Raw genomic sequence first — 24,530 nt, forward strand, 5'->3', positions numbered from 1 at the left:
ATAAGATCACCTTATAGGCCTGTTCCCGCGAGAGAAACGAGGCTACATAGGCCGCCGAAAGCGGCCGCGATCGGCGGCTCATCCTCCGAATTCAGGGCGGGCGCACACGTGAACATGGACCAGTTGAAGCGGCAGGCTGCTGCGCGCGCCCTCGAGGAGGTGCGCGACGGCATGCAGCTCGGGCTCGGCACCGGCTCGACAGCCAAGCATTTCGTGGAGCTGCTCGGCGAGCGCGTCGCCGCCGGGCTCAAGGTGGTCGGCGTGCCGACGTCCGAAGCCACGCGCGCTGATGCGGAACGTTGCGGCGTCCCGCTGACGACACTCGATGAGATCGACCGTCTCGACATCACCGTGGACGGTGCCGACGAGATCGATCCCGAGCTCAATCTGATCAAGGGCGGCGGCGGCGCGCTGCTGCGCGAGAAGATCGTGGCGGCTGCCTCGGATCGCATGATCGTGATTGCCGACGACACCAAGTGGGTGCCGACGCTCGGCAAGTTTCCGCTGCCGGTCGAGGTCATCCCGTTCGGGCTTGGTGCGACGCGCCGGGCGATCGAAAAGGCATTTGCCGAATGCGGCGTTTCCGGGCAAATGGCGGTCCGCAAGGACAAAGGCGGCCACGTTTTCGTCACCGATGGTGGCCACTGGATCGTCGATGCCCAGCTCGGACGTATTGTGAATCCCCCCGGTCTCGCCAAGGCGTTGAGCGCCATCCCCGGGGTGGTCGAGCATGGTTTGTTCATCGGCTTGGCCAGCTCGGCCGTTCTGGCGGGCGGCGAAGGAATTCGCGTGATTGAACGGCGCAAGCCGAAAGGAGACCAGGAATGAAGAACGTGTTGAAATTCTTGCCGGCCGCGACTCTCGCTGTGGGACTGGCCGTCTCGGCCGCCCCGGCCGTCGCCCAGCAGCCGGCCCAGCCCAAGGCTGCCGCTGCACCGGCCCAGCCGAAGGCATCGCCGGCCGCGATCGCGGCGGCCAGGGAGATCCTGCAGATCAAGAACGCCACCGCGATGTATGCCGGTGCCGTGCCCGGCGTCGTCGAGAAGACCAAGATCGCGCTGATCCAGCAGAACCTCAACTACCAGAAGGATCTCAACGAGGTCGCTTCGATCGTGGCCCAGCAGCTCAACGGCCGCCAGAACGAGATCGGCGAAGGCATGGCCCAGATCTATGCCAGCGAATTCACCGAGCAGGAGCTGAAGGATCTCGTCACCTTCTACAGGTCGCCGCTCGGCAAGAAGCTGATCGAGGCCGAGCCGCGCGCCATCGGTCTCAGCATGGCCTTCATGAACTCCTGGGCCCAGAACTTCTCCGAGACCGTGATGGGCGCCTTCCGTGCCGAGATGCGCAAGCGTGGCAAGGAGATCTGATCGATCCTATTTGACCAGGGATTGTTGAAGGGGGGCGGAGTGGACCATGGCTGAATTCGACGTCGACCTCTTCGTCATCGGTGGTGGTTCGGGCGGCGTGCGCGCCGCCCGCATCGCGGCCGGACACGGCGCCCGCGTGATGATCGCGGAAGAGTATCGCATGGGCGGCACCTGCGTGATCCGCGGCTGCGTGCCGAAGAAGCTGTTCGTGATCGGCTCGCATTTTCGTCAGGACCTCGAGGACGCCGCGGGTTTCGGCTGGACCGTTCCTCCGGCCAGCTTCGACTGGCCCACACTGATCGCCAACAAGGACAAGGAGATCGCGCGGCTGGAGGCGGCCTACACGACGAATGTCGAGAAGTCGGGCGCGCAGATCGTCAAGAGCCGCGCGGTGATCGAAGACAAGCACACCGTCCGCCTGCTCGAGAACGACAAGAGGATCACCGCAAGATACATCCTGATCGCCACCGGCGGGGCTCCCAACCACGGCGCCGCGATTCCCGGCATCGAGCACGTGATCTCCTCCAACGAGGCGTTTCACCTTGCGAGGCTGCCGAAGCGGATCGTGATCCAGGGCGGCGGCTACATCGCGCTGGAATTTGCCGGCATCTTCGCCGGCTTCGGCTCCGACGTCACCGTGATCTATCGCGGCGACAACATCTTGCGCGGCTTCGACGAGGACGTGCGTACGCATGTGCGCAGCGAGATGGAGAAGCAGGGTATCACCATTCTCACCGGCTGCACGGTGACCAGGGTCGATCGCCACGGCGAGAGCTTCACCACCCATCTGTCGAACGGATCGAGCATTGGTTCCGACCAGGTGATGTTCGCCATCGGCCGCCATCCCAACGTTGCCAATCTCGGGCTGGAGAAAGCCGGCGTCGCCATCAACCCGAGCAATGGCGGCATCGCGGTCGATCATTTCTCCAGGAGCTCGGTCGACAGCATCTATGCGATCGGCGACGTCACCCACCGCTTCAACCTGACGCCGGTGGCGATCCGCGAGGGCCATGCTTTTGCCGACACCGTGTTCGGCAAGCGCGACGTCACGGTCGATCACGCCAACATCCCGACCGCCGTGTTCTCGCAGCCGGAGGTCGGCACGGTTGGTCTGACGGAGACCGAGGCGCGCGCGCAATTCAGCCACGTCGACATCTACAAGACGACGTTCCGCCCCATCAAGGCGACGATGTCGAGCCGCGACACCCGCGTGCTGATGAAGCTCGTGGTCGACGGCTCATCCGACCGCGTGCTCGGCTGCCACATCGTCGGCGATGCCGCCGCCGAGATTACGCAAGCTGTCGCGATCGCGGTGAAGATGAAGGCGACCAAGGCCGATTTCGACGCGACCATCGCGCTGCATCCGACCGCGGCCGAAGAGCTCGTCACGATGCGCACGCCGACCGCACGCCATGTGCGGCAGGCGGCGGAGTAGGGGAGAGGTTGTCGGACGAGCCCGGGCCTGCACGGTTCGAGACGCCCGCTGTGGCGGGTCCTCACCATGAGGGTCTGAGATTTCGCCGCAAAACACGACCTCATCCTGAGGGCCCGCGGGCGTCTCGAAGGATGGCCGCAACGAGATGCGCGCCTACCCGTACAGATACCCGACCGGCTTGCCTTCGGTGCGCAGGGGACGGACGTCCTTGTGCGTGATGATCTGACCGGCGAGGCCGTCGATCTCGTCACGCTGCGTCGGCGTCCAGCTGCGCAGCTCGTTCACGCCCTTGAGCAGGCCGAGCCGCAGCATCTGGGTGTTTTCGCCCACAGCCGTGAGGCTGATGGAATCCCTGCCCGCCGTCACCACGTCGCCGGCTGACAGCTCGAAGCTCTCGCCGGTCTTTCTCTTGAACTCGGCCGTGCCGCGAATGACGCGATAGATCACGACCTCGCCATTCGCAAAACAGGTCGCGTCCGCCGCGGCAGACGTGCTCTTCGGCAAGAGTGCGTGGCCACGCGGGTCGGTCGCGATGATGTGGCCCGTGACGAGATGCCCGCTCGGAATTTCGATGCCGATATCGCGCACGTAAACCGGCATCGCCGATCTGACAGAACCGTCGGTGAGCGGCTTAAACAGTGCGTCGAGCGCCAGGGGATCCTGAAGCCAGAAGCCGGCATCGGCCGGCCGGTCATGCAGCGGATGGCTCCAGGCCACGCGCGGCGTTTCGTCCTCGTTGATCTGATCCGGACCGACAATAGTCGGATTCGGAAAGGTGGTGGGATCGGTGATGAACGCTTCGAGGAATTTGCCGGAATAGCCCATCGAGATCGGATCGGGCACCACCGTCTGCGGCGTCTTCAAATTCTCTTCGGTCGACAGACCCGACCAGGTGTAGAACAGCTGGCGATGCACGATCGCGCTTTGCAGCATCACCGCGCCCGGGCCGACATTGTACCAGCGGCCGTCATAGTCGAAGGTGAACGCGCCCGAGGTGACCAGCACGAGCTGAAAGCCGCCCGGCGGAAGATGAAGATGGAAATCGGTGGGCCCGGTGTCGGGCCGGTAGATCGGCAGATTGGTCGCGACCTCGTGCAGCAGGAAGCTCTCGTTGTTGGCGTGAAAGCCTTCATTGGCGCGGTTGTAGAGGGCCTGCGGCCGGTACGTTGCCTCGAACTTCGCATCCCGGTCGCGATCGATCGCCACGAAATCCCGGTCGTTGAGGCGCAATCGCGCGCCGTTCGGCTGGGTGAGGCCAGTGAATTTGAGATCTCCGGCAGCATGCACGTTCATGGCATTCTCCGATCTGGGGCCGTCCATTCCGGAGCCGGGCGCACGCAACTTGCCGCTCTCTATCGTGGGCGGGCAGGGAATGGGGCCTGCTGCTGTCTTGCGAATTCTGGGCCAGTCGGCGCGTGCTGCGCGGGCAGGCTCGCCGGCCGCACGCGGCGCGAAGGAAAAGCTTGATTGCACCTGAGGTTAGACGGCGGGTTCGCCAACGGGCCCGACCTTTTCGCCCAGCCCGCGAGTTGAGTGGAGCGACGTGTCTTGTCCAATTTGTCGGCAGCCCTGCAGGTCGCGACGACAGGCAAATGCCGGCGGCTCAGGGTCTGAAGCCGTTCATTCGAACGAGTGGCGGACGGTCCGCTCGGGCTTGCCGAACGGGCTATCCGCCCACTTCGCCATCTCCAGCGCGCGGGCATCGATGCCTTCGCACCAGAGGCAGCTCGGTTCCGCGCGGCCTTTGGGCGTCAGCATCGGGACAAGCGCATGGCCGCAGCCGGTGCAGAATGTGGTGCGCTTCATGCGCTTCTCCGCGCTCATCGGATTCAAGTACGACATTTTCGCTGCCGAAGCTTGCGCGGGCGCTATGACGGCGCAGACGCTCGTTCCCGAGAGGGTCAATGTACCGATTCATCGTGACACGGTTGCGATGTCGTCTGCCGTTCCATGATGGGCGGAGCGTATTTCCTTCCGGTCCCGACTCTGCACCGCAACGCGAAGAGCGCTGCAGCGCATCCGGGACGCGGTTCGTCACAATGGAACCGATGCGGCGGCTGGTCGCACGCATGCTGCCTTGATTCCGACAGAGCTACCTTTATCTCTGGGCAGAACAAGAATCCGGGCCCCTCTGGCGAGGACGCCGACGATGTCGGCAAACCTCGTGATGTCGGATGACCTGTCCCGCGCGAATGCGATGGATCGGCCGATCGTCGGGCCTTTGTTCGTTCTCTCCGACTCTTCGTCCCGATCGCAGCTCCGTGCGGCCATTTCGCAAGTTAAGGGAGCTACGATGTCTGACGCCAAAACCTCTAATCCGATCGAGATCACGGAGCCGTCCAGCCTGAACGAGCAGGCCGCGGTCGCGCTGGTGATCGTGGGCGCGCTGGTTGCGGTTGCCGACCGGCGTGTTTCTCCGGTCGAGCGTGACGAGGTGATCCGTTTCATCAGGGATCGCAGGCTGGCGCCGCACATTTCGGACGAACGGCTCTCTGCGATGTTCGATGAACTCGCCGAACGGCTCGAGGAGCCGGATTTTGCCAACGTCGTGATCGACACGCTGCGGCCGGTTTCGAATCTGCCGCTCTCGTCTCATCTGATGGAGCTTTCGGAGCGCGTTGCTGCCGCAGATGAGGACGTACATCCCCACGAAGTCCAGGCGATCAAGTTGTTGCGTCTGCTGACGCTGGTGCTGCCGCGCGCGAAGCCCGTCGTGCCGAATGCAGCGGGCGCCGAGCTGCATGCCGCCCTGAAGGAGCAAGTATGAGCACAGTTTTGGACCAGCGCACCATGGAAGCCGAGGGCACCACCGGCGAGGTCGCCGGTGGAGATCCGCGCATGGCCAAGCTCGTCGACCGCCTGCCGCCGCGCATGGGCGATACCTTCACCTATCTGCTCAGGCCGTCCAGCCGCTGGGTCAGGATCCCCTCGGGCACGCTGCTGGTCGCCGGCGGTGTGCTGTCCTTCCTGCCGCTGCTCGGCGTCTGGATGCTGCCGCTCGGCCTCGCGCTGCTCGCCGAGGACGTACCTGCGCTGCGCTCCTCCCGATCCAAGGTCTTCGACTGGATCGAACGCCGCAAGCCGCATTGGCTCGATCCGTCGACATCGAAGAATGATCAAACATGACTGAATTCATCACCGCCGAGGCGCTGACCGCGCTGTTTCAAGTCGTCCTGATCGATCTCGTGCTCGCCGGCGACAACGCCGTCGTCATCGGCCTCGCCGCGGCGGGCCTGCCGGCCGGACAGCGCCGCCGCGCCATCATCGTCGGCATCGCCGCCGCCACTGCGCTGCGCATCGCCTTCGCCGGCGTCGCGACCCAGCTCCTGCAGGTCATCGGCCTGCTGCTCGCCGGCGGCGTGCTGCTGCTCTGGGTGTGCTGGAAGATGTGGCGCGAGCTGCGCGAGCAGGCGACGCATTCGGAGCAGCTCGCGTTCAGCCACGGCGGCGGCGCGGATGCTGCGCCGGTGCAGCGAAAGACCTTCGGCCAGGCGGCGGCGCAGATCGTCGCGGCCGACGTCTCGATGTCCCTCGACAACGTCCTCGCGGTGGCGGGCGCCGCGCGCGAGCATCCCTACATCCTCGCCTTCGGCCTGTTGCTGTCCGTCGCGATGATGGGTGTCGCCGCCGATCTGCTCGGCCGCGTGCTCCAGAAGCAGCGCTGGGTCGCCTATGTCGGCCTCGCCATCATCATTTACGTCGCCTTCGAGATGATCTATCGGGGCTCCCTCGAGCTCGCGCCTGTCATCGCGAGTCTCTGAAGCGCATTCCTGTCTGCAATCCGGAGCGATCCATGACGTCTGAACCCAAGGCACCTTCGGCGCTGGCGGCGCCAAGGCCGCCGATCGGCCTGTTTCCGAAACTGATCTTCGGCTCGCGCTGGCTGCAATTGCCGCTCTATATCGGCCTCATCGTCGCGCAGGCCGTCTATGTGCTATTGTTCCTGAAGGAGCTCTGGCACCTGGTCGTGCACTCGTTCGATGCCAGCGAGCAGCAGATCATGTTGGTCGTGCTCGGGCTGATCGACGTCGTGATGATCTCGAATCTGCTGGTGATGGTGATCGTCGGCGGCTACGAGACCTTCGTCTCCCGCCTGAACCTGAGCGGGCATCCGGACGAACCGGAATGGCTCAGTCACGTCAACGCCAGCGTGCTCAAGATCAAGCTCGCGATGGCGATCATCGGCATTTCCTCGATCTCGCTGCTCAGGACCTTCATCGAGGCCGGTAATCTCGGCACCAACCGCAGCAATTTCACCGAGAGCGGCGTGATGTGGCAGGTCCTGATCCACATGACCTTCATCATCTCGGCGATCGGCATCGCCTGGGTCGACCGCCTCAGCGAGAGCGGCCATCGCAAGGAGGCCGGCCACGGCTGAGCCTGCGAATGGGCTGCGCCTTGAGGCGGCGGCCCCGCCACCATATCGGCGGAGCCTCGCCGAACGTCGTCTTGTAGCCGGTCTCGAGGCATCACAAGCCGCCGATGCGCAGGTGATGTTTGCTTTGAACGACCATCCAGCCGTCTGAGGTGAGGTGGCCGGCGTCGGTTCATGGTTTCTGTCCGCAGATCTCACAGGATGCCGTCACCTCCGCTCTGTGGAGAGCGTATTCATTCCGCTGGGCTGCCGACGACCGCACCCTGCCTGACGTCTTCGCGGGCGAGGATCAGCAGAAGGCCGACGATGATCAACTCGACCACCGCGAAGGCGACGAAAGCCCCGGTGAACGCGCCGGAAGAGGCGTTGACGATGGCTCCCATCATCCAGGGCGCCACGAAAGCCGACAAGATGCCGAACACCTCCGCATAGCCGATCGCCGCCGGTGCGAGCGCGTCGGAGTATTTTTCGCTGAGCAGCGCGAAGATCGCGCCGCCGCCGAGCAGCGCGACGCCGCTGAGGGCCGCGAACAGCACCAGTACACCGAACGGGATCGGCGTAACGACGCTCCAGAGGAACATCAGGGCGGTCAGGAAGGCGAGCCCCGCGGTGAGCTTGATCATGAACGGCTTGCCGAGCCGGTCGGACATATAGCCGCCGATCACCAGGAAAAGGACCTGCGAGAGCCCCATCACGGTGCCGATCACGGCGCCGGCTTCCGGCGGCATGTGCTGCACGGCGATAAAGGCGGGCACCACCCAGGTCGCCGTGCCGGCGATTGCGAAGGTGCAGGCCACGATGCCGAAGCCACCGACCGCGATCCATTTCGAGCGGAAGATTTCGCCAAGCGGCAGGTGCTTCTGAGGCGTCTCGTTCCCCCAGGTGAAGTCGACGATACCAATCTCGCTCGGGCTATTGCGAACGACGAGCGCGTCGATCGCAGCGACGATCAGGGTGCCGACCGCCAGTACTGCGAAGAAGGTCCGCCATCCGGTCGCAATGGTCAGGGGAATGCCGAGTGCGAAATCCAGGGTGATGGCGAGGCTGTAGGCCGCGAGGATGATCCCGACCACCGACCCGCGCCGGCTCTGCGGAAACCAGCCGAAGATCAGCTTCATGTTGCCGATGAAAATGCCGGCATCGAAGAAGCCGATCAGGAGCCGCAGCAGCACAAGCTGGGTGTAGGTCTGGACGAACACCTGAAGCATCATCCCGAGACCGGTGCCGGCAAGTCCGATCAGCAGCATGTTGCGCGCCGTCATCGAGCGGCTCACCGGTGACCACACCATCATCCCGATGCCATAAGTCAATGCGAAGATACCCTGCGCCAGACCGGCCTCGGCGGGATTGAGTTCCAGGCTCTCGGAGACGAAAGGCAGCACGGCCGCGAAGGCGTACCAGTCGGCCGCGAGGAATATCTCGCAGAACATGGCGAGTGCCAGCATGCACTTTTGCCAGACGGCAATCCGTCGGCGGTCGCTCTCGGAAATGGTGGTCCAGTTGATCGTCATGATCGATCCTCGCGGTTTGAACTTTCGGCGGGAGACGAGCATCAGGCCGGGGGCGGCAGGAAATTGACCTCGTGCTCGGCGGCACGCCGAACGACTTCCTGCGGATCGGGCAGGTTGTGGATGCGCTCGAACAGCTCCTTGAGCGATCGCGTCGGCGCGACCCAGAACAGGCTGGTCGCGGTTTCGCCGGACTTGTTGAAGATGCCGTGGGGAATGCCTTTGGGCATGCGCACGAGGTCCCCGGCGGTCGCCACCAAGTCCTTCCCGTCAAGCCAGAGATCGTAACGGCCGCTCAATACGTAGACGAATTCGTCCTGGGTCGGATGAACGTGCGGCGGCACGAAGGTGCCGTCGGGAAACACGGCATGCCAAGCCATCGACGCCTCGGAGTGCTGCTTCAGCGTGTAGGTCTGGCCCAGAATGCTCCAGACGATGTTGCCAAAGCCGTCTTTGGCGGGGGTTACGCCCGGAGGCATCTCGATCATGGTGGTGTCCTTCTGTCTAAGCTATTCGGCTAGAAAATCGGTGACGTAATGCGCGGCGGAGGGCGTTTCCTCGAACACCAGATGTCCCGTGTCCGGCACCAGCGTCACGCGCGCGTGGGGCAGCCCGGCCTTCCAGGCCTCGGCCTGCGCCGTTGGGCGCAGGCGATCCGCGGCGCCCCACAAGACCAGCGTCGGCATCGTGATCCGGTGCAGCCAGTGCGCGAGCTTTGGATTGCCCTGCGGATCGCTGCGGATCAGCTTGGCGAAGCCCGTCACTTCGCGCCCGAGGCGGGCGTCGAACGCAGCATCTGGCGCCTTGGGAAAGTAACGGAGCGCGTTTGACGGATCGTGCGCGAGATAGGCCGGCAAATCCTGTGGCGCGATCTCGAACAGGCCGGGGGCCGGCGCGCTCGCAACCACGAGGCCGGCGGGCGCGACCAGCACCAGCTTGCGGACGCGATGCGGCTGGCGGATGGCGAACTCGGCGGCGAGCCACCCGCCGAGCGAAAATCCGGCAAGATCGAACGTCGCCAGTCCCAGCTTGTCGAGCAAGTCCGTGGTCTGGAGGACATGATCCTCGATCGTATCGATCCAGACCGCATCGCCGGAGTCGCCGAAACCGGCCTGATAGGGAATGATGACGGTGTGCCGCTTCGCCCAGTCGCGCGCCATCTCAAAGCCGGTGAACGTTCCGGTCCCGTGCAGGAACACCAGCGGGGGGCCGCTTCCGACCGTGTGAACGACGGTGCGCACGCCGTTGATGTCGTATTCGGCGCGAGCAAAGCCGGGGAGGTCGGGCGAGGGTTTGACGGTCTCAAGCATAATGGACGTCTCTGGTTGAAGGCAGCCTGACTGGGCACTGCAGCGGACGAGGGGTCATGCGGCCTTGGCCCGGCGGTCGCCGACAAGCGCCGCGAACTGTTCCACGGCGTTGGCAAGGCGAGCGGCAATCATCGGTGCCAAGGGGGCGCCCGGCGCCAGTTCGTCGCTGCTCGCATAAATCGCGGTCGACACCGTGCAGGCCTCGAAGAACCCGAACAACGGACGGAGCTGATGCTCGACCACCAGCGAGTGGCGCAGTCCGCCGCCGACCGCTGTCAGCAGCACCGGGCGATTGCGCAGCACGCCGGGCTTGATCAGGTCAAAGACATGCTTGAACAGGCCGGGATACGAGCCCTGGAACACCGGGCAACCGATCACCAGGCCATCGGCATGCTCGATCGCCTCGACGAGGTCGCGCGCGCGCTCGTCGAGCCCGTTGCGGGTAAACGCGGCGATGCCCAGGCCGGCATCGACGAGGTCGAGGATATCGGTCTTCAGCGCGTGTTGTGCCAGGAGATCGGCCGCAACGGCTTCGACAAGCACGCGCGACTTTGCCGGGCGCCAGCTGCTGCCGCAGAAGCCAACGATGCGGGGTCTGTTCACGCCGACCTCCTGCGCGCTCAGCCAGTCACCCCGAACACCGTCCATTGCGCGCCGGGCCCGGGAAGGCCGAGCAGCGCACGGCCGCATTCCTCGACGATCTGGTCGGCCATCAGGATGTGCTGGGTGCCTGAGTGGATGTCGCGATAGAAGCGCTGCATCGGTGTGTTGTGCAGCGAGGCACCTCGGGCTGCCCGGTGCGCGAAGGTCGAGACGTCGGACAGGACGTCGTGGATGTGCCGCAGCGACAGCTTGATCATTGTCATTTGCGCCAGCGAGGGACTTTCGCCGCCGGCGCAGGTCTCGGAGACCTCCTTCCAGGTTTCGTGCACCAGCGCACGTGCCGCGCGAAAACGAGCCTCGGCCTGCGCGAACTGGAACTTGAAGCTGGCGCTCTCGCACGACTTGCCGAAGGGATCCTGGCGCGGGATGATGACCTTCACGAGTTCGTCGAGCATGCGGCGGCCTACGCCGACCGCCCAACTCGAGTGCGCCCAGGCGCTATAGCCCGCGAGCCCCAGCGCGCCCTGCACGCCGCCGCGACGCGGCGCGCCGATGTCGAAATCGTAGGTCATGTGTGCAGGCACGAACAGCTCGTCGCCCTCGCTGAGCGTGTAGTCGAAGCTTCCGGTGGCGCGCAGGCCGAGCACGTCCCAATTGCCCATCAGCTTGATGGTCGCCCGCGGATGGTGGGTGACGACGATCTTGGGCTGTCCGTTGGGACCGAACACCATGTCCTTGCCGGAGGCGTCGGTGACGAAGCAGCCGGAATGGACCCATTCGGCGTGCTGGATGCCGCTGCCGTAGGCCCAGTTGCCGCGGATCATGTAGCCGCCATCGACCGGACGGGCGAAGCCCCGCGGGACGCCGTTGCCGGCGATGGTGATGTCGGCGCCTTTTGCGAAGACCTTCTTGATGCCCTCGTCCTCGACGTAGATGGCGAGCGTCGTGCCTTCCATATTGTTGCCGATCGCACACCATCCGGCGGACGCATGCGTGTAGGCAAGGCGCTCGATCACGGTCATGGCGTCGTAGGGCAGAAGTTCGGCGCCGCCGACCTCGCGGGGAAACAGCATCGTGTAGATACCGGCCTTGCGAAGCGCGGCGACGACGTCGTCGGTGAGATAGCCCTGCGCCTCGGCCTCGGCCGCGCGGGACTCGACCAGTGGCAGCACGGCGTCAAGGCGCGCGTGGAACTCGGCCACTGACGGCGTCGTGGAGGACCTGGCGGCGCGTTGCATGGAAAGGCTCATGGTCGGTATCTCCACGTCAAGCTGTTGCTCCGCCGCGCGATCGGCGCGGAGGATCGGGACCGGCGGGGACGGCGTCCGTCGGCAAAGCTTCGCCGTCGCGTGCCAAGGCTGTTGGCGCGCGGGTGAGCAGGCAGTTCGCGATGGCGACGTGACCCCGTCGGAACCGCGTGATGTCGTCACGCGGTTCACGATGGCCGAATGCTAGGGATGAAGTGGGCAGACCGGCAATCCCCCATCATGGGGGGATCGCCGTTGCTGCTGTGCCGCAAAGCTGAGCCGGAGAAGCACGGTTCTGCCGCTTCTTTTCGCTTGACCGGAGAACAGGCGAAGAAGAAATTTTAAGCCTATAACAAATCCTAATGGGCGCACGTCGCGCGAGGAGTGGCGGTGAGGGCCAAGCAGGAGCAGTTGGACGGTCTGCACGAAGGCCGGCTGGCGGATCGTTTGATGTCGATCGCCGAGAGCCGTTCGGTGCGTGCGCTTGGCGTGGCCTGTTGCTCAGCAATCACCGAACTCACGGGCTCGCCGACTGTCGGCCTCTACCTGCTCGACGGGCTCGAGCCCGCCCTGGTCTACAGCCGCTACGTCGCCGACGGCCTGCTCGACAATTACAAGGCCAGCTTCTGGAAGCACGACCCGGTGCTCGACTGCATCATGACCCGCGGCTGCGCGGTCGACGGCGAAACCGTGATCGGCCCGCAGCAATGGCGACATAGCCCGACCTTCGAGATGCTGCATGAATGGGGCTTCGCCTACAATATGGGCGGGCCACTGTGGTGTGGCCAGAAGATCATCGGCGTGCTCTTCACTGCGACGACGCAGACGGGCGCACCCTATACGCCGCGCGCACGACTGCGCATGGAGATGCTATGCCGCGCCGGCTCGCTGGCGCTGACCAACATGTTGAATGCGGGCGAGATTGAAACCCATCGTAGCCCGAGCCGTCATCCCGGGGCGGCCGGGACGCTGTCGGCATCGCTGCCGCCGCGCTCGGCTGATGTCGCCATCAGGGTTTGCCGCGGCCAGACCAACAAGGAGATTGCCCGCGAAATGGGGATATCCGACCAGACCGTGAAGGAGCACGTCGCCAATTTGTGCCGCCGGTTCGGCGTGCACAACCGGACCGAACTTGCGGCCTGCCTTCTGAGCGCGCAGCAGTAAAGACGCCGCCTGCAGCGGGCGTTAGGCCTCCGGATCGCTAAAATCGTCTGCAATCCGTTCAGCGGCGGCAAACCCAGCGGACAAGAACCGCGCAGCCTTAAACTTCGATTTTGGAACCGGTCTGCATCCTGCCCGCAACAGGGCAGGGCATCGGCATGTCAATTCTCAGGGAGATCATCGCAGCGGTCGCGGGAGTCTACGCGCTCCTGTTCGTCTGCGACGCATTGTTCGGGGTCGGCGAGACGCGCTTCGACGACGCCTATTATCGCGCCAGCTTCTACGCGCCGCGGCCGAAGGAATTTCGGTTCGCGAGCGACACGCCGCCGGCGGTGCGCGTCAGCGACGCCTTCGCGCAATTCGCGCCGGGTGACGCCAAGGCGAACCGGCGCTACTCGTCTCTGACGACGATCATCCGATGACGCAGCCTCATTCGCCCTGAATCCATTCCGCCACGCCGCGCCACAGCGTGTCGCGGTGCTCGGGGCGGAAGAAGCCGAAATGGCCGATCGCCTTGGCGCCGACGTCGGACGGCTTGATCGTGAGCACCTCCGGCTCGATGGCGGAGAAACCGCTCGCGAGCAGCTCGACCGCGGGGCGCGTGGCCCAGGGATCGTCGGAGAAGCACAGCGCGCGCAGCTCGCCCCTGAACCTGGCGAAATTCTCCAGCGCCGGCAGTCTTGAATCGAACAGATAGCGCGGGCTCGAGACCCATTCGGCCCATTGCAGGAAGACGCCCTTGGGCAAATCCTCGCCGACGCCGGCCCAGCCCGGAGCATAGCCGAGCGCGTGCGTGAGCGGTACGCCAAAGAGGTTCATGAACGCGAAGACGCGGTACTTTTCCGGCGAGGTCATCAACCGCCACGTCGCAGCCTGCGAGGCCACGAACGCGGCGCGCGAGATCTCGCTGTTGTTCGCAATCAGTCCGAGCGCCTGGCCGCCGAAGGAATGTCCGACATAGGCAAGCGGCAGGGTGCTATAGCGTTCACGCATCCAGCTCACCGCGGCGGTGACGTCGAGTTCGGCCCAGTCGGACATCGAGGCCTTGAAGCCGACCAGCGATCTGGGCCGGTTGTAGCCGACCATCGCCGGCAGCCGGGAGTCGCCGATGCCGCGATAGTCGTAGGTCAGCACCGCGCAGCCGCGACGGGCGAGGTAGGAGGCAAAGCCCCGATAGATCTTGCGCGGCACGGCGGTCGCCGAATTGATCAGGACGGCATGGCGCTTGGCGCCGCGCGGCAGGAACAGGGTGCCGGTCAGCGCATAGCCGTCGGTCGCGGGGAAGCTGATCTCGTCGATGAAAACGTCGTCCAGTGCCGCATCCATGGGCGGTCAGTATCCTGCCAGTTTCTTTGCCTGCCCCGAGCAAATTCGAATTCAGCTTTTCCCGCAAGGGTTTGCGCTGCGAAATGGATTTACAACTGGCGGTCGGAAGCCAGCCTGTGTATAAGGCGGCCCTCGCAACCCCTAGATCAGGTTGTGCTTTTTGCTTCACGGAGAGATTGCGATGTCCGAGCGGTGGACGCCCGAGTCCTGGCGCAGCAAGCCGGTGCTACAGGTGCCCGACTATCCCGATGCCAAGGCTTTGGCCGACGTCGAGGCGCAGCTTGCGACCTTTCCGCCGCTGGTGTTCGCAGGCGAGGCGCGCAATCTGAAAAAGGCGCTGGCGCGGGTTGCGGCGGGCGAGGCTTTCCTGCTCCAGGGTGGCGATTGTGCCGAGAGCTTTGCCGAGCACGGCGCCAACAACATCCGCGACTTCTTCCGCGTGCTGCTGCAGATGGCGGTCGTGCTGACCTATGCCGGTGCCGTTCCCGTGGTGAAGGTCGGCCGCATCGCCGGCCAGTTCGCCAAGCCGCGGTCGTCGCCGACCGAGAAGGTGAACGGCGTCGAGCTGCCGAGCTATCGCGGCGACATCGTCAACGACATCGCCTTCACCAAGGAAGCGCGCGTGCCGGATCCGCAGCGTCAGCTGATGGCCTATCGCCAGTCGGCGGCGACGCTGAACCTGCTCCGCGCCTTCGCCACCGGCGGCTTTGCCAATCTCGGCAGCGTGCATCAATGGATGCTCGGCTTCCTCAAGGACTCACCGCAGTCCCGCCGCTACAAGGAACTGGCCGACCGCATCTCGGATGCGCTCAACTTCATGCGCGCCTGCGGCCTCGATCTCGAGAGCCATCCCGAACTGCGGGCCACCGATTTCTACACCAGTCACGAGGCGCTGCTGCTCGGCTACGAGCAGGCCATGACCCGCGTCGATTCCACGACCGGCGACTGGTACGCGACCTCCGGCCACATGATCTGGATCGGCGACCGCACCCGCCAGCTGGATCACGGCCATGTCGAATATTTCCGCGGCATCAAGAACCCGATCGGGCTCAAATGCGGCCCGTCGCTCAAGCCGGACGAGCTCCTGAAGCTGATCGACGTGCTCAATCCCGACAACGAGCCGGGCCGGCTGACGCTGATCGGCCGCTTCGGCTCGGACAAGATCGGCGAGCACCTGCCGAATATGATCCGCGCCGTGAAGCGCGAGGGCCGGGTGGTGGTCTGGTCGTGTGATCCCATGCACGGCAACACGATCACCTCGACGTCAGGCTACAAGACGCGCCCCTTCGACCGCATCCTGTCCGAGGTGAAATCGTTCTTCGCGATCCATGCCGCCGAAGGCACCCATGCCGGCGGCGTGCATCTGGAGATGACCGGCCAGAACGTCACCGAATGTCTTGGCGGCGCCCGCGCGATCACGGACGAGGATCTCAACGACCGCTACCACACGGTCTGCGATCCCCGTCTCAATGCCGAGCAATCCATCGACATGGCTTTCCTTGTCGCGGAGCTCCTCAAGCAGGAGCGCGCCGGCAAGGCCCAGCCGATTCCGGCCGCGGCGGGGCTCTGAAACCTTGCTGCGGATCTGGAAGGCCACGATCAATTCCCGTAACGGTCTGGCCTTTGCGTTCAAATCGGAGCAGGCTGTCCGCGAGGAGATCTTTGCGCTCCTACTGTCGGTGCCGCTTGCCGGGTTCATCGGCGCGACCGCGATGCGCGCGGTCGAATTGGTGTGCTCTGTCGCGTTCGTGCTGACGGTCGAGCTGCTCAACACCGCGATCGAAAAGCTCGCCGACCGGCTGACCATGGATCACGACAAGCAGATCGGCCGCGTCAAGGACATGGGCTCGGCAGCGGTCGGCGTTGCGCTGCTGATGACGGGCGCGTTCTGGATCATTGCCGTCATCGAGCGATTGGGGTTCCTCTAGCTACGGATCGGACAAAGCGGCCATGACCGAACGTCTCGACACATTCGCGGTCACGCTCGCCCAGCTCAATCCGACCATGGGCGACGTCGAAGGCAACGCGGCGAAGGTGCGTGCGGCGCGTGCGCGAGCTGCCGCTGACGGCGCCGATCTCGTGCTGTTTCCGGAATTGTTCATCGCCGGCTATCCGCCGGAGGATCTGGTGCAGAAGCCGGCCTTCCAGGCCGCCTGCCGCGCGGCTATCGAAAACCTCGCGCGCGAGACCGCCGATGGCGGGCCTGCGATGCTGGTCGGCACGCCCTGGGTCGAGGAGGGCGGGCTCTACAATGCCTGCGCGCTGCTCGACGGCGGCCGCATCGCGAGCTTGCGCTTCAAGTGTAACCTGCCGAATTACGGCGTGTTCGACGAGAAGCGGCTGTTTGCGCGCGGACCTGCCGCCGGCCCCGTGACCGTGCGCGGCGTACGCCTCGGCGTACCGATCTGCGAGGACATCTGGCTGGAGGAGTCCGAGGACTACGAGAACGTGGTCGAGACGCTCGCCGAGACCGGTGCCGAGATCATCCTCGTGCCGAACGGCTCGCCTTACGCCCGGGACAAGAACGACGTGCGCCTGTCGGTCGCGGTGGCGCGCGTGACCGAGAGCGGACTGCCGCTGGTCTATCTGAATCAGGTTTGCGGCCAGGACGAGCTGGTGTTCGACGGCGCCTCCTTCGCGCTCAATGGCGACTTGTCGCTGGCGGCCCAATTGCCGGCGTTCGAGGAGAGCATCGTCACGCTGCGCTTCACCCGCAACGGCGACGACTGGCGCTGCATGGGCCCGATCGCCGAACTGCCCGAGGGCGACAAGGCCGACTACGCTGCCTGCGTGCTGGGCCTGCGCGACTACGTCGTCAAGAACGGCTTTCCCGGCGTGCTGCTCGGGATTTCCGGCGGTATCGATTCCGCCCTGTGCGCGGCCATCGCAGTCGACGCGCTCGGTGCCGACCAGGTGCATGGCGTGATGCTGCCTTATCGCTACACCGCGTCACATTCGATCGCCGACGCCGGCGAGCTCGCCGGCCATCTCGGCATCCGCTACGAGGTGCTGCCGATCGCGGAGGCCGTGAACGGCTTCGAGACCATCCTGTCCGGCATCTTCAAGAATCTGCCGCCCGATATCACCGAGGAAAATCTCCAGGCGCGCACGCGCGGCACGCTGCTGATGGCGATCTCCAACAAGACCGGCCTGATGGTCGTGACCACAGGCAACAAGTCGGAAATGTCGGTCGGCTATGCCACGCTCTATGGCGACATGAATGGCGGCTTCAACCCGATCAAGGACATCTACAAGACCCAGGTGTTTCGCCTGGCAAGCTTGCGCAACGGCTGGAAGCCGGAAGGCGCGCTCGGCCCCGCCGGTGAGGTCATTCCGCCTGACATCATCGCACGGCCGCCGACCGCGGAGCTGCGCGAGAACCAGACCGACCAGGATTCGCTGCCGCCCTATGACGTGCTCGACGCCATCCTGGAGCGCCTGGTCGAGCGCGAGCAGCCGCTGGAGCAGATCATCGCCGCCGGTTTCGACCGCGAGATCGTCACCCGCATCGATCATCTGCTCAACGTCGCCGAATACAAGCGCCGCCAGGCCGCGCCCGGAGTGAAGGTGACAGCCAGGAACTTCGGTCGCGACCGCCGCTATCCCATCACCAACCGCTTTCGCGACAAAGGGGAGGGGGTGCCAGCGCCGGACGTGACACTGGTGTCACGCGGCAGCCGGGCATCGATCGACGCGTTCGAGGGGTAAGCGGAGCAGTGTGCTGCTTGACCATCGCCGCCGCGAGCGTGGTGTGCATGATTGTGCCCTCGCCCCTTGCGGGAGAGGGCAGCACCGCCGTCGAAACGGACGCGCTTGGGTGAGGGGGTCTATCCGCGTACTCACTTGCAGATGTGTGCGCGGATAGAACCCCTCATCCGGCGCTTCGCGCCACCTTCTCCCACAAGGGGCGAAGGGAAGGGAAACCTTACTTCTGCTGCTGCGGCAGGAAGGTGGGGCCGACTGAACGGATCGGCTTGTTCTCGGAGCCGGTGGCCGTGCCGGTGTCCGCCGGCGGTGCCGCAGCCGGCGCATTCGCCGTCGTCGGCGCGGGAGCTGCGCCTTTCTTCGCGTTCGCAGGCGTGCCCTTGTTGAGCCGCTGCTGCTGCATCTTCCTGGCGCTCTCTTCGGTGACGATGATGTCGCCCTGCTGCTCGGCCGCGGCCTTGTCGTCGGCCGATTTCAGCGCATCCGCCCAGGTCTGGCCCGCCGCCTTGCAGGAGCAGGACGGGTTGAACTCGCTGCGGAATTTGAAGGCGGTCGGCAGCGCGGTGTAGGGCTGGCCGCCGATGGAGACCGCCGAGTTCATGTCCTCACCGGGATTGCGATGGGTGTAGAGCACGGCTTCGGCAGCCGGGCACAGCGCCTTGCAGGTCCTCTCATCGTCAGGGAAGCGCGCCGGCACGGTGGCAAAGGAGATCGGGAAATAGGCGCCGTCGCAGGTGCGCACGCAGACGGTGCGGAAGGTGCCGGATTGCGGGCCGAGATCGGAGGGCGGCATGGCCTGCGGATTGTTCGGGTTGTTGCCGCCGCCGAACAGATTGGTGAGGAAGTTGCCGCCGCCTTGTGACTGCGCGGCATTGGCGTATTGCGGGCCGCAATTGTTCTGCGCCAGCGCCATCAGCACCGAGCGGCGCTGGTTGTCGCGCTCCGGGCTGGAGCCGCCCGGACCGCCGCCGCGCAGCCGCTCGAGACTGCCGGTGATCTGGTCCAGATTGGCGCGCATCTGCTGGATCTGGGTGTTGACCGGGCCGCATTGCGCCGACTGGCCGTTGAACAGCGAGAAGAAGCCGGAGGAATCGCAGCCCATGCGCTTGGCCTGCATGGTGACGCGGTCGAGCTCGGCCTGCTGCTTGGCCTGGGAATCCTGATAGCGGCGGATCTGCTCCTCGCGCGCGGGGTCACCGCCGCCGCCACGATCGAGCGCAGCGAGCTGGCCTTCCAGTCGCACGCACATCGGGTTCGGTCCGAGCCCGTTCTGCCCGGGCTGAGGCGGCGGCCCGGGCGGTCCGGCCTGCGCGAAAGCGCCGGTGGCGAGCACGGCCGCGCTCAGGAGCACGGTGCAGGCAAGGAGGAAGCGGGCACGGGGCAGGGACAACAATTCAGGCATATCCGCCATTCTAGCGAGGTCACGGCCCAATGTGATGTTCCAAGTGACTTTGGGGGCCGAAGCGCGCCCTCCAATAGCCGCTTCCTGCGGCATCGTCACGTCGTTTCAGGGGCCAATGATTGGGCCTAAGGTCCGCCAGCTTCGAGCGAATTCAGCGCTGGCAGGTGATTGCGACATATTCGTCGCAATGGCCATGGGAGCAGTTTGTGCCGGTTTTGGGGACGGAGCCGGTAATTTCGTCGGGATCGACCCGGCGATAGCTCGATGCCTTTGCAAAATCTCGTGACTGGCAATAGGTGCGCGCGGCGGAGGCGCCGCACGTCTCGCCTTTGGCCGGGCACTGGTCGGCGATGATGAAGACGCGGGTCTCGGCGCGCGCGGAAGGTGCTGCAAGGAGCGAGGCGCCGAAAATGAGCGCGAGCAGGGATCGCATGAAAATACCGGAGCAAAAAATCAGGGAACCGCAGGTTCCAGAATGGGCTCAAATGATTAGGAGATCATGAACCCTCCGGGCAGACCGCGCCCCGTGCGGAGGCAAAAACGGCATTTTCGCGGCCCTTGACGTCAGGGCCCGTGGTGGCCCATATGTCGCCCCATGAACGGTCTCCTCGCCATCTGCGCCATTTGCCGCGAGATTACGAGCTAGCGATTCGCTGGCTGGAGCCGTCTTTTCTCAAATGCATTGAGAGCCTTGGACGCCCGGCCGAGAGGGATGGGTTGTCATGGAATTACGTCTTTACAATACACTTTTCAGGGCAAAGCAGGCCTTTGAGCCGCTCGATCCAAGTAGCGTTCGCATGTATGTCTGCGGACCGACGGTCTACGACTTCGCCCATATCGGCAATGCGCGACCCGTCATCGTGTTTGACGTCCTGTTTCGCGTTCTGCGCCGCATCTATGGCGAGCAACATGTCACTTACGTGCGCAACATCACCGACGTTGACGATAAGATCAACGACCGCGCGGCACGGGACTTTCCCGACCTGTCACTAAATGACGCGATCCGCAGAGTTACGGAAAGTACTGCTAATCAATTCCATGCGGATGTTGCCGCTCTAGGCTGTTTGCCGCCGACGTTTGAGCCACGTGCGACAGAATTCGTTTTGCCTCGCGCCGATGGCAGAACGGATATGGTTTCGTTGATAAGAACGCTAATTGCGAAGGGCCACGCCTACGAAGCTGGTGGCGAGGTGTTGTTCGACACTGCCACCATGGCCGACTATGGCAGATTATCCGCTCGTAAACTCGACGAGCAACGGCCTGGAGCCCGTGTTGCGGTAGACGCGCACAAAAGAAATCCCGCGGATTTCGTCCTCTGGAAGCTATCCTCGCCAAACGAGCCCGGCTGGGAGAGTCCATGGGGGCGAGGAAGGCCTGGCTGGCATATAGAGTGCTCCGCTATGAGCGCGGCGTACCTAGGTGAGGTCTTTGACATCCACGGTGGCGGACTCGACCTAATCTTCCCGCATCATGAGAACGAAATAGCTCAATCACGCTGCGCGCACGGTACATCCGTGATGGCCAACTATTGGCTGCACAACGAATTTGTCCATGTCGAGGGCGCGAAGATGTCTAAATCGTTGGGCAATTTCGTGACGATCAGAGATCTTTTAACAAGTTGGCGCGGTCGACCGTGGGCTGGAAACGCTGTTCGTCTAGCTATGTTGAGCTCTCACTATCGCATGCCTATTGATTGGTCAGCAGAAAGGATGGCCGAGGCAGAGAGAGAGCTATTGTTTGTTGCAGACCAATTTTCAAGCTTGTGGGCCAATCGCTTCAACGATCAGCCGGCCCCATTCGCGCAATGGCTCTCCGAGAAGCACGATCCATATGCGGAAACGTTCGAAGGGCTCTTGGATGATCTCAATACGCCGGGAGCTCTAGCTTCGATCCGTTCGAGATACAGCGAAATACCAAGGGACCCGATCAGTGCTGGCAGGGTGCTTAGTTCATTAGAGTTTCTCGGAATTGTCGATCGTCGCACGCTGTTCTTGAACGGCTTCCCAATCTTACGCGGGATTTATGATGCCGAAGCGATTCGAGGGATGAATTCTGTTGGAAGGGAATTTCAGATTGCTCTTCTAAATGGTGAGAAGGTGCTGCCTCCTAACGTAAGCAACGTATTCCAAGAGGCCAAGATAAAGGTCGAGTTTGGTCCTGGCGGACTGACATTCCTCATACGCGAAGCTGAAGATGTTCGGCGAGATCGCGAAAAAATAGAGAGCTTAATATCAGCACGAGCAGCTGCACGTTTACGAAAGGACTATGGTGAGTCTGATCGGATTCGTGACGAACTTGCTTCGATGGGCATCGCTCTCAAGGATGGCAAGGACGCTGATGGTAAGCCAACCACAACCTGGGAAGTGATGCGATGAAGCGGCCCGACACGCCTTTTCCGCGGCACTGGCTCTATTACATTGCGCTGAAGATCGCGCTGCTCGCCGGCGCCGTGGCGCTGGTGCTCAAGCTCTATGGGATGTGGTGAAGACGATGGGACAGAGTTTGCCAAAGCCCGCCCTGCGGCCCTTCCTGCCTGATGACGTCCCCGTGCTCGCCGCGATCTTCGCTGCCAGCATCGAGGAGCTGACCGGCGACGACTATAGCGAGGCTCAGCAGGAAGCCTGGATGGAGGCGGCCGAAGACGAAGACTTCGGCAAGCGGCTTGCGGCCGACCTGACGCTGATCGCGACGCTCGAAGGCTCGCCGGTCGGCTTCGCCTCGCTGCGCGGCAACGATCACATCCGCATGCTCTATGTCCATCCGGCGGTGGTCGGGCAGGGCATCGCGACCCTGCTGGTGGATGCGCTGGAGAAGCTCGCGGGCAGTCGCGGCGCCAAGAGCCTCTCGGTCGATGCCAGCGACACCGCGCAGGGCTTCTTCGCCAAGCGCGGCTACACTGCCCAGCAGCGCAACAGCGTCACCATCAATGACGAATGGCTCGCCAACACCACCATGAAGAAGACGCTCGGAGCGGTGCAATGAGCAAGGAGCGTCTTTATCTGTTCGACACCACGCTGCGCGACGGGGCACAGACCAACGGCGTCGATTTCACGCTTGAAGACAAGCAGGTCATCGCGGCGATGCTCGATGACCTCGGCATCGACTATGTCGAGGGCGGCTATCCCGGCGCCAATCCGCTCGACAGCGAATTCTTCGCGACCAAGCCGAAGCTCGATCATGCGCGTTTCACTGCGTTCGGCATGACGCGGCGGGCCGGGCGCTCGGTCTCCAACGATCCCGGCGTCGCCGGGCTGCTGGAGGCGAAAGCGGACGCGATCTGCTTCGTGGCAAAAGCCTCGGCCTATCAGGTGCGCGTCGCGCTGGAGACGACGAAGGAGGAGAACCTCGCCTCGATCCGCGACAGCGTCGCCGCCGCGAAGGCCGCCGGTCGCGAGGTGATGCTCGATTGCGAGCATTTCTTCGACGGCTACAAGGAGGATCCGAGCTTCGCGCTGGCCTGTGCCCAGGCGGCCTATGAGGCGGGTGCGCGCTGGGTGGTGCTGTGCGACACCAATGGCGGCACCATGCCTGATGAGATCGAGGTCATCGTCACCGAGGTGACGAAGCACATTCCCGGCGACCACGTCGGCATCCATGCCCACAACGACACCGAGCAGGCGGTGGCCAATTCGCTGGCCGCCGTGCGGGCCGGTGCGCGCCAGATCCAGGGCACGCTGAACGGTCTCGGCGAGCGCTGCGGCAATGCCAATCTCTGCTCGCTGATCCCGACGCTGAAATTGAAGAAGGGTTTTGCCGACGCGTTCGAGATCGGCGTCACCGCGGAGAAGCTCGCAACGCTCGTCAAGGTCTCGCGCACGCTCGACGACATGCTCAACCGCGTGCCGAACCGGCATGCTCCTTACGTCGGCGAGAGCGCCTTCGTCACCAAGACCGGCATCCATGCCTCCGCCGTGCTGAAGGATCCGCAGACCTACGAGCACGTGTTGCCGGAGCTGGTCGGTAATCACCGCAAGGTGCTGGTGTCCGACCAGGCCGGCCGCTCCAACGTCATCGCCGAGCTCGACCGCGCCGGCATCCCTTACGAGAAGAGCGATCCGAAGCTGACGCGCCTCATCGAGGAGTTGAAGGCGCGCGAGGCGGCGGGCTACGCCTACGAGTCCGCCAATGCTTCGTTCGAGCTCCTGGCGCGCCGCACGCTCGGCAAGGTGCCGCATTATTTCGAGGTCGAGCAGTTCGACGTCAATGTCGAGCAGCGCTACAACGCGCTGGGGGAACGCGTCACGGTGGCGCTCGCGGTGGTCAAGGTCGACGTCGCCGGCGAGCACCTGATCTCGGCCGCCGAGGGCAACGGTCCCGTCAACGCGCTCGACGTCGCCCTGCGCAAGGACCTCGGCAAGTACCAGAAGTACATCGAGGGCCTGACGCTGATCGACTATCGCGTCCGTATCCTCAACGGCGGCACCGGCGCGGTCACGCGCGTCCTGATCGAGAGCGAGGACGAGAACGGCGACCGCTGGACCACGGTCGGCGTCTCCCCGAACATCATCGATGCCTCGTTCCAGGCGTTGATGGATTCGGTGATCTACAAGCTCGTGAAATCGGGCGCGCCGGCGTAACTGTAGTGGAGTCATTCCGGGGCGATCCGCAGGACCGAACTATGGTGCGCGGTTGCGCACCTGAGAATCTCGAGATTCCGGGTTCACGCTTCGCGTGCCCCGGAATGACGATGGGGGGAGGAGCACGACCATGATCGACCACATCTCCATCGAGGTCCGCGATCTCGAACGCGCCGCAAAATTCTACGAGGCGACGCTCGCAGCGCTCGGCCTTGCGCGCCTCGTCACGCGGCCGCGGATGGTCGGCTTCGGCAAGGCCTATCCGGAGTTCTGGATCAACTTGCGCGAGGCCATGCTGCCCGTAGCCCCGGAGAGCGGCGTGCACATCTGCCTGCGGGCGAAGACGACGAGCGAAGTGGATGCGTTTCACGCCGCAGCGTTGTCCGCCGGCGGTGGCTCCGACGGCGCGCCCGGCATCCGCCCGCACGACCGCGTGCGCTACTACGCGGCGTTCGTCACCGATCCCGACGGCAACCGGATCGAGGCGGTGACGTTTCCGGCCGAATAGGGC

General features: G+C 64.2%; 26 protein-coding genes. 16 read left to right on the forward strand and 10 right to left on the reverse strand.

Going from position 1 to position 24,530, the window contains the following annotated elements:
* The first annotated feature begins 108 nt into the window (after positions 1 to 108).
* The 3 genes from rpiA to gor are packed head-to-tail and all read left to right on the forward strand — an operon-like array spanning position 109 to position 2,805.
* Complete coding sequence (rpiA, locus tag ABIG06_RS27080; RefSeq protein WP_124159061.1) at positions 109 to 828, forward strand: ribose-5-phosphate isomerase RpiA; 720 nt, start codon at positions 109 to 111, stop codon at positions 826 to 828.
* Positions 825 to 1,370 carry a DUF2059 domain-containing protein gene (locus tag ABIG06_RS27085; RefSeq protein ID WP_124158635.1) on the forward strand — a complete coding sequence of 182 codons (546 nt, stop codon included), beginning with the start codon at positions 825 to 827 and terminating at the stop codon, positions 1,368 to 1,370. Before rpiA ends, ABIG06_RS27085 begins: the two co-directional genes overlap by 4 nt.
* Before the next feature lie 46 nt (positions 1,371 to 1,416).
* Positions 1,417 to 2,805, forward strand: coding sequence for a glutathione-disulfide reductase (gene gor, locus ABIG06_RS27090; protein ID WP_370139284.1), 1,389 nt, complete (start codon positions 1,417 to 1,419; stop codon positions 2,803 to 2,805).
* 153 nt (positions 2,806 to 2,958) lie between these two features.
* On the opposite strand, the gene ABIG06_RS27095 is transcribed toward gor, so the two are convergent.
* Positions 2,959 to 4,098, reverse strand: a complete 1,140-nt coding sequence (locus ABIG06_RS27095; RefSeq protein ID WP_370139285.1) for a hypothetical protein — start codon at positions 4,096 to 4,098, stop codon at positions 2,959 to 2,961.
* Positions 4,099 to 4,425: 327 nt separating this feature from the next.
* Entirely contained in the window at positions 4,426 to 4,611 is a 186-nt protein-coding gene (locus ABIG06_RS27100; protein ID WP_370139286.1) for a hypothetical protein, read from the reverse strand.
* A gap of 487 nt (positions 4,612 to 5,098) precedes the next feature.
* Between ABIG06_RS27100 and ABIG06_RS27105 the strand changes: the two genes are divergently transcribed.
* Genes ABIG06_RS27105 through ABIG06_RS27120 form a run of 4 tightly spaced genes read left to right on the forward strand, consistent with a single transcriptional unit; the run spans position 5,099 to position 7,183 of the window.
* Positions 5,099 to 5,572, forward strand: a complete 474-nt coding sequence (locus ABIG06_RS27105; RefSeq protein WP_370139287.1) for a TerB family tellurite resistance protein — start codon at positions 5,099 to 5,101, stop codon at positions 5,570 to 5,572.
* The gene (locus ABIG06_RS27110; protein WP_124158640.1) at positions 5,569 to 5,931 is read left to right on the forward strand and encodes a hypothetical protein; all 363 of its coding nucleotides are present in this window, start codon (positions 5,569 to 5,571) and stop codon (positions 5,929 to 5,931) included. The genes ABIG06_RS27105 and ABIG06_RS27110 overlap by 4 nt, the downstream gene beginning before the upstream one ends.
* On the forward strand, positions 5,928 to 6,566 hold the full coding sequence (locus ABIG06_RS27115) for a TerC family protein (protein ID WP_124158641.1): 639 nt from the start codon (positions 5,928 to 5,930) through the stop codon (positions 6,564 to 6,566). The genes ABIG06_RS27110 and ABIG06_RS27115 overlap by 4 nt, the downstream gene beginning before the upstream one ends.
* A gap of 32 nt (positions 6,567 to 6,598) precedes the next feature.
* Positions 6,599 to 7,183, forward strand: coding sequence for a TIGR00645 family protein (locus ABIG06_RS27120; RefSeq protein WP_370139288.1), 585 nt, complete (start codon positions 6,599 to 6,601; stop codon positions 7,181 to 7,183).
* 230 nt (positions 7,184 to 7,413) lie between these two features.
* Here the strand turns inward: ABIG06_RS27120 and ABIG06_RS27125 are convergent, their stop codons facing one another.
* From ABIG06_RS27125 to ABIG06_RS27145, 5 genes are read right to left on the reverse strand one after another with little or no spacing between them, the layout of a single operon-like run.
* On the reverse strand, positions 7,414 to 8,691 hold the full coding sequence (locus ABIG06_RS27125) for an MFS transporter (protein ID WP_370139289.1): 1,278 nt from the start codon (positions 8,689 to 8,691) through the stop codon (positions 7,414 to 7,416).
* Positions 8,692 to 8,732: 41 nt separating this feature from the next.
* Complete coding sequence (locus ABIG06_RS27130; RefSeq protein ID WP_028179953.1) at positions 8,733 to 9,176, reverse strand: cupin domain-containing protein; 444 nt, start codon at positions 9,174 to 9,176, stop codon at positions 8,733 to 8,735.
* Between the two features lie 21 nt (positions 9,177 to 9,197).
* Entirely contained in the window at positions 9,198 to 9,998 is an 801-nt protein-coding gene (locus ABIG06_RS27135) for an alpha/beta fold hydrolase (protein WP_370139290.1), read from the reverse strand.
* Between the two features lie 54 nt (positions 9,999 to 10,052).
* Positions 10,053 to 10,601: an NAD(P)H-dependent oxidoreductase gene (locus ABIG06_RS27140; RefSeq protein ID WP_370139291.1), complete on the reverse strand. Its 549-nt coding sequence runs from the start codon at positions 10,599 to 10,601 to the stop codon at positions 10,053 to 10,055.
* Between the two features lie 17 nt (positions 10,602 to 10,618).
* On the reverse strand, positions 10,619 to 11,851 hold the full coding sequence (locus tag ABIG06_RS27145) for an acyl-CoA dehydrogenase family protein (protein WP_370139292.1): 1,233 nt from the start codon (positions 11,849 to 11,851) through the stop codon (positions 10,619 to 10,621).
* A gap of 387 nt (positions 11,852 to 12,238) precedes the next feature.
* Between ABIG06_RS27145 and ABIG06_RS27150 the strand changes: the two genes are divergently transcribed.
* Together ABIG06_RS27150 and ABIG06_RS27155 are read left to right on the forward strand one after the other, a co-directional pair.
* Positions 12,239 to 13,012, forward strand: a complete 774-nt coding sequence (locus ABIG06_RS27150) for a LuxR C-terminal-related transcriptional regulator (protein WP_370139293.1) — start codon at positions 12,239 to 12,241, stop codon at positions 13,010 to 13,012.
* 155 nt (positions 13,013 to 13,167) lie between these two features.
* Positions 13,168 to 13,431: a hypothetical protein gene (locus ABIG06_RS27155; RefSeq protein ID WP_124158645.1), complete on the forward strand. Its 264-nt coding sequence runs from the start codon at positions 13,168 to 13,170 to the stop codon at positions 13,429 to 13,431.
* Between the two features lie 7 nt (positions 13,432 to 13,438).
* Here ABIG06_RS27155 and ABIG06_RS27160 read toward each other — a convergent pair whose 3' ends face one another.
* A complete protein-coding gene (locus ABIG06_RS27160; protein ID WP_370139294.1) occupies positions 13,439 to 14,335 on the reverse strand; it encodes an alpha/beta fold hydrolase in 897 nt (298 codons plus the stop codon).
* Positions 14,336 to 14,516: 181 nt separating this feature from the next.
* Between ABIG06_RS27160 and ABIG06_RS27165 the strand changes: the two genes are divergently transcribed.
* Genes ABIG06_RS27165 through ABIG06_RS27175 form a run of 3 tightly spaced genes read left to right on the forward strand, consistent with a single transcriptional unit; the run spans position 14,517 to position 18,043 of the window.
* Entirely contained in the window at positions 14,517 to 15,905 is a 1,389-nt protein-coding gene (locus tag ABIG06_RS27165; protein WP_124158647.1) for a class II 3-deoxy-7-phosphoheptulonate synthase, read from the forward strand.
* Between the two features lie 4 nt (positions 15,906 to 15,909).
* Complete coding sequence (locus ABIG06_RS27170; RefSeq protein ID WP_370139295.1) at positions 15,910 to 16,263, forward strand: diacylglycerol kinase; 354 nt, start codon at positions 15,910 to 15,912, stop codon at positions 16,261 to 16,263.
* A gap of 22 nt (positions 16,264 to 16,285) precedes the next feature.
* On the forward strand, positions 16,286 to 18,043 hold the full coding sequence (locus ABIG06_RS27175; protein WP_370139296.1) for an NAD+ synthase: 1,758 nt from the start codon (positions 16,286 to 16,288) through the stop codon (positions 18,041 to 18,043).
* Between the two features lie 217 nt (positions 18,044 to 18,260).
* Here the strand turns inward: ABIG06_RS27175 and ABIG06_RS27180 are convergent, their stop codons facing one another.
* Positions 18,261 to 19,451, reverse strand: coding sequence for a DUF2865 domain-containing protein (locus ABIG06_RS27180; protein WP_124158650.1), 1,191 nt, complete (start codon positions 19,449 to 19,451; stop codon positions 18,261 to 18,263).
* 142 nt (positions 19,452 to 19,593) lie between these two features.
* A complete protein-coding gene (locus ABIG06_RS27185; RefSeq protein ID WP_370139297.1) occupies positions 19,594 to 19,875 on the reverse strand; it encodes a hypothetical protein in 282 nt (93 codons plus the stop codon).
* A 289-nt stretch (positions 19,876 to 20,164) separates the two neighbouring features.
* Between ABIG06_RS27185 and cysS the strand changes: the two genes are divergently transcribed.
* The 4 genes from cysS to ABIG06_RS27205 all read left to right on the forward strand — a co-directional run bounded on the left by cysS (position 20,165) and on the right by ABIG06_RS27205 (position 24,527).
* Entirely contained in the window at positions 20,165 to 21,817 is a 1,653-nt protein-coding gene (gene cysS, locus ABIG06_RS27190) for a cysteine--tRNA ligase (RefSeq protein ID WP_424578425.1), read from the forward strand.
* Positions 21,818 to 21,932: 115 nt separating this feature from the next.
* On the forward strand, positions 21,933 to 22,424 hold the full coding sequence (locus ABIG06_RS27195) for a GNAT family N-acetyltransferase (protein WP_370139298.1): 492 nt from the start codon (positions 21,933 to 21,935) through the stop codon (positions 22,422 to 22,424).
* Positions 22,421 to 24,019, forward strand: a complete 1,599-nt coding sequence (gene cimA / locus ABIG06_RS27200) for a citramalate synthase (protein ID WP_370139299.1) — start codon at positions 22,421 to 22,423, stop codon at positions 24,017 to 24,019. Before ABIG06_RS27195 ends, cimA begins: the two co-directional genes overlap by 4 nt.
* Positions 24,020 to 24,149: 130 nt before the next feature.
* Positions 24,150 to 24,527 carry a VOC family protein gene (locus ABIG06_RS27205; protein ID WP_370139300.1) on the forward strand — a complete coding sequence of 126 codons (378 nt, stop codon included), beginning with the start codon at positions 24,150 to 24,152 and terminating at the stop codon, positions 24,525 to 24,527.
* The last annotated feature ends 3 nt before the right edge of the window (positions 24,528 to 24,530 follow it).

It is taken from the genome of Bradyrhizobium sp. USDA 326 (assembly GCF_049739485.1).
Lineage (GTDB): Bacteria > Pseudomonadota > Alphaproteobacteria > Rhizobiales > Xanthobacteraceae > Bradyrhizobium.

Bases quoted from the DNA above. Each gene is read 5' to 3' on its own strand.
- ABIG06_RS27205 (WP_370139300.1), top strand. From the start codon at position 24,150: ATGATCGACCACATCTCCATCGAGGTCCGCGATCTCGAACGCGCCGCA.
- ABIG06_RS27165 (WP_124158647.1), top strand. From the start codon at position 14,517: ATGTCCGAGCGGTGGACGCCCGAGTCCTGGCGCAGCAAGCCGGTGCTA.
- ABIG06_RS27085 (WP_124158635.1), top strand. From the start codon at position 825: ATGAAGAACGTGTTGAAATTCTTGCCGGCCGCGACTCTCGCTGTGGGA.
- ABIG06_RS27110 (WP_124158640.1), top strand. From the start codon at position 5,569: ATGAGCACAGTTTTGGACCAGCGCACCATGGAAGCCGAGGGCACCACC.
- ABIG06_RS27155 (WP_124158645.1), top strand. From the start codon at position 13,168: ATGTCAATTCTCAGGGAGATCATCGCAGCGGTCGCGGGAGTCTACGCG.
- ABIG06_RS27130 (WP_028179953.1), bottom strand. From the start codon at position 9,176: ATGATCGAGATGCCTCCGGGCGTAACCCCCGCCAAAGACGGCTTTGGC.
- ABIG06_RS27115 (WP_124158641.1), top strand. From the start codon at position 5,928: ATGACTGAATTCATCACCGCCGAGGCGCTGACCGCGCTGTTTCAAGTC.
- ABIG06_RS27095 (WP_370139285.1), bottom strand. From the start codon at position 4,098: ATGAACGTGCATGCTGCCGGAGATCTCAAATTCACTGGCCTCACCCAG.
- ABIG06_RS27125 (WP_370139289.1), bottom strand. From the start codon at position 8,691: ATGACGATCAACTGGACCACCATTTCCGAGAGCGACCGCCGACGGATT.
- ABIG06_RS27100 (WP_370139286.1), bottom strand. From the start codon at position 4,611: ATGAAGCGCACCACATTCTGCACCGGCTGCGGCCATGCGCTTGTCCCG.
- ABIG06_RS27185 (WP_370139297.1), bottom strand. From the start codon at position 19,875: ATGCGATCCCTGCTCGCGCTCATTTTCGGCGCCTCGCTCCTTGCAGCA.
- ABIG06_RS27160 (WP_370139294.1), bottom strand. From the start codon at position 14,335: ATGGATGCGGCACTGGACGACGTTTTCATCGACGAGATCAGCTTCCCC.
- ABIG06_RS27145 (WP_370139292.1), bottom strand. From the start codon at position 11,851: ATGAGCCTTTCCATGCAACGCGCCGCCAGGTCCTCCACGACGCCGTCA.
- ABIG06_RS27175 (WP_370139296.1), top strand. From the start codon at position 16,286: ATGACCGAACGTCTCGACACATTCGCGGTCACGCTCGCCCAGCTCAAT.
- cysS (WP_424578425.1), top strand. From the start codon at position 20,165: ATGGAATTACGTCTTTACAATACACTTTTCAGGGCAAAGCAGGCCTTT.
- ABIG06_RS27135 (WP_370139290.1), bottom strand. From the start codon at position 9,998: ATGCTTGAGACCGTCAAACCCTCGCCCGACCTCCCCGGCTTTGCTCGC.
- ABIG06_RS27120 (WP_370139288.1), top strand. From the start codon at position 6,599: ATGACGTCTGAACCCAAGGCACCTTCGGCGCTGGCGGCGCCAAGGCCG.
- ABIG06_RS27195 (WP_370139298.1), top strand. From the start codon at position 21,933: ATGGGACAGAGTTTGCCAAAGCCCGCCCTGCGGCCCTTCCTGCCTGAT.
- gor (WP_370139284.1), top strand. From the start codon at position 1,417: ATGGCTGAATTCGACGTCGACCTCTTCGTCATCGGTGGTGGTTCGGGC.
- cimA (WP_370139299.1), top strand. From the start codon at position 22,421: ATGAGCAAGGAGCGTCTTTATCTGTTCGACACCACGCTGCGCGACGGG.
- ABIG06_RS27180 (WP_124158650.1), bottom strand. From the start codon at position 19,451: ATGGCGGATATGCCTGAATTGTTGTCCCTGCCCCGTGCCCGCTTCCTC.
- ABIG06_RS27105 (WP_370139287.1), top strand. From the start codon at position 5,099: ATGTCTGACGCCAAAACCTCTAATCCGATCGAGATCACGGAGCCGTCC.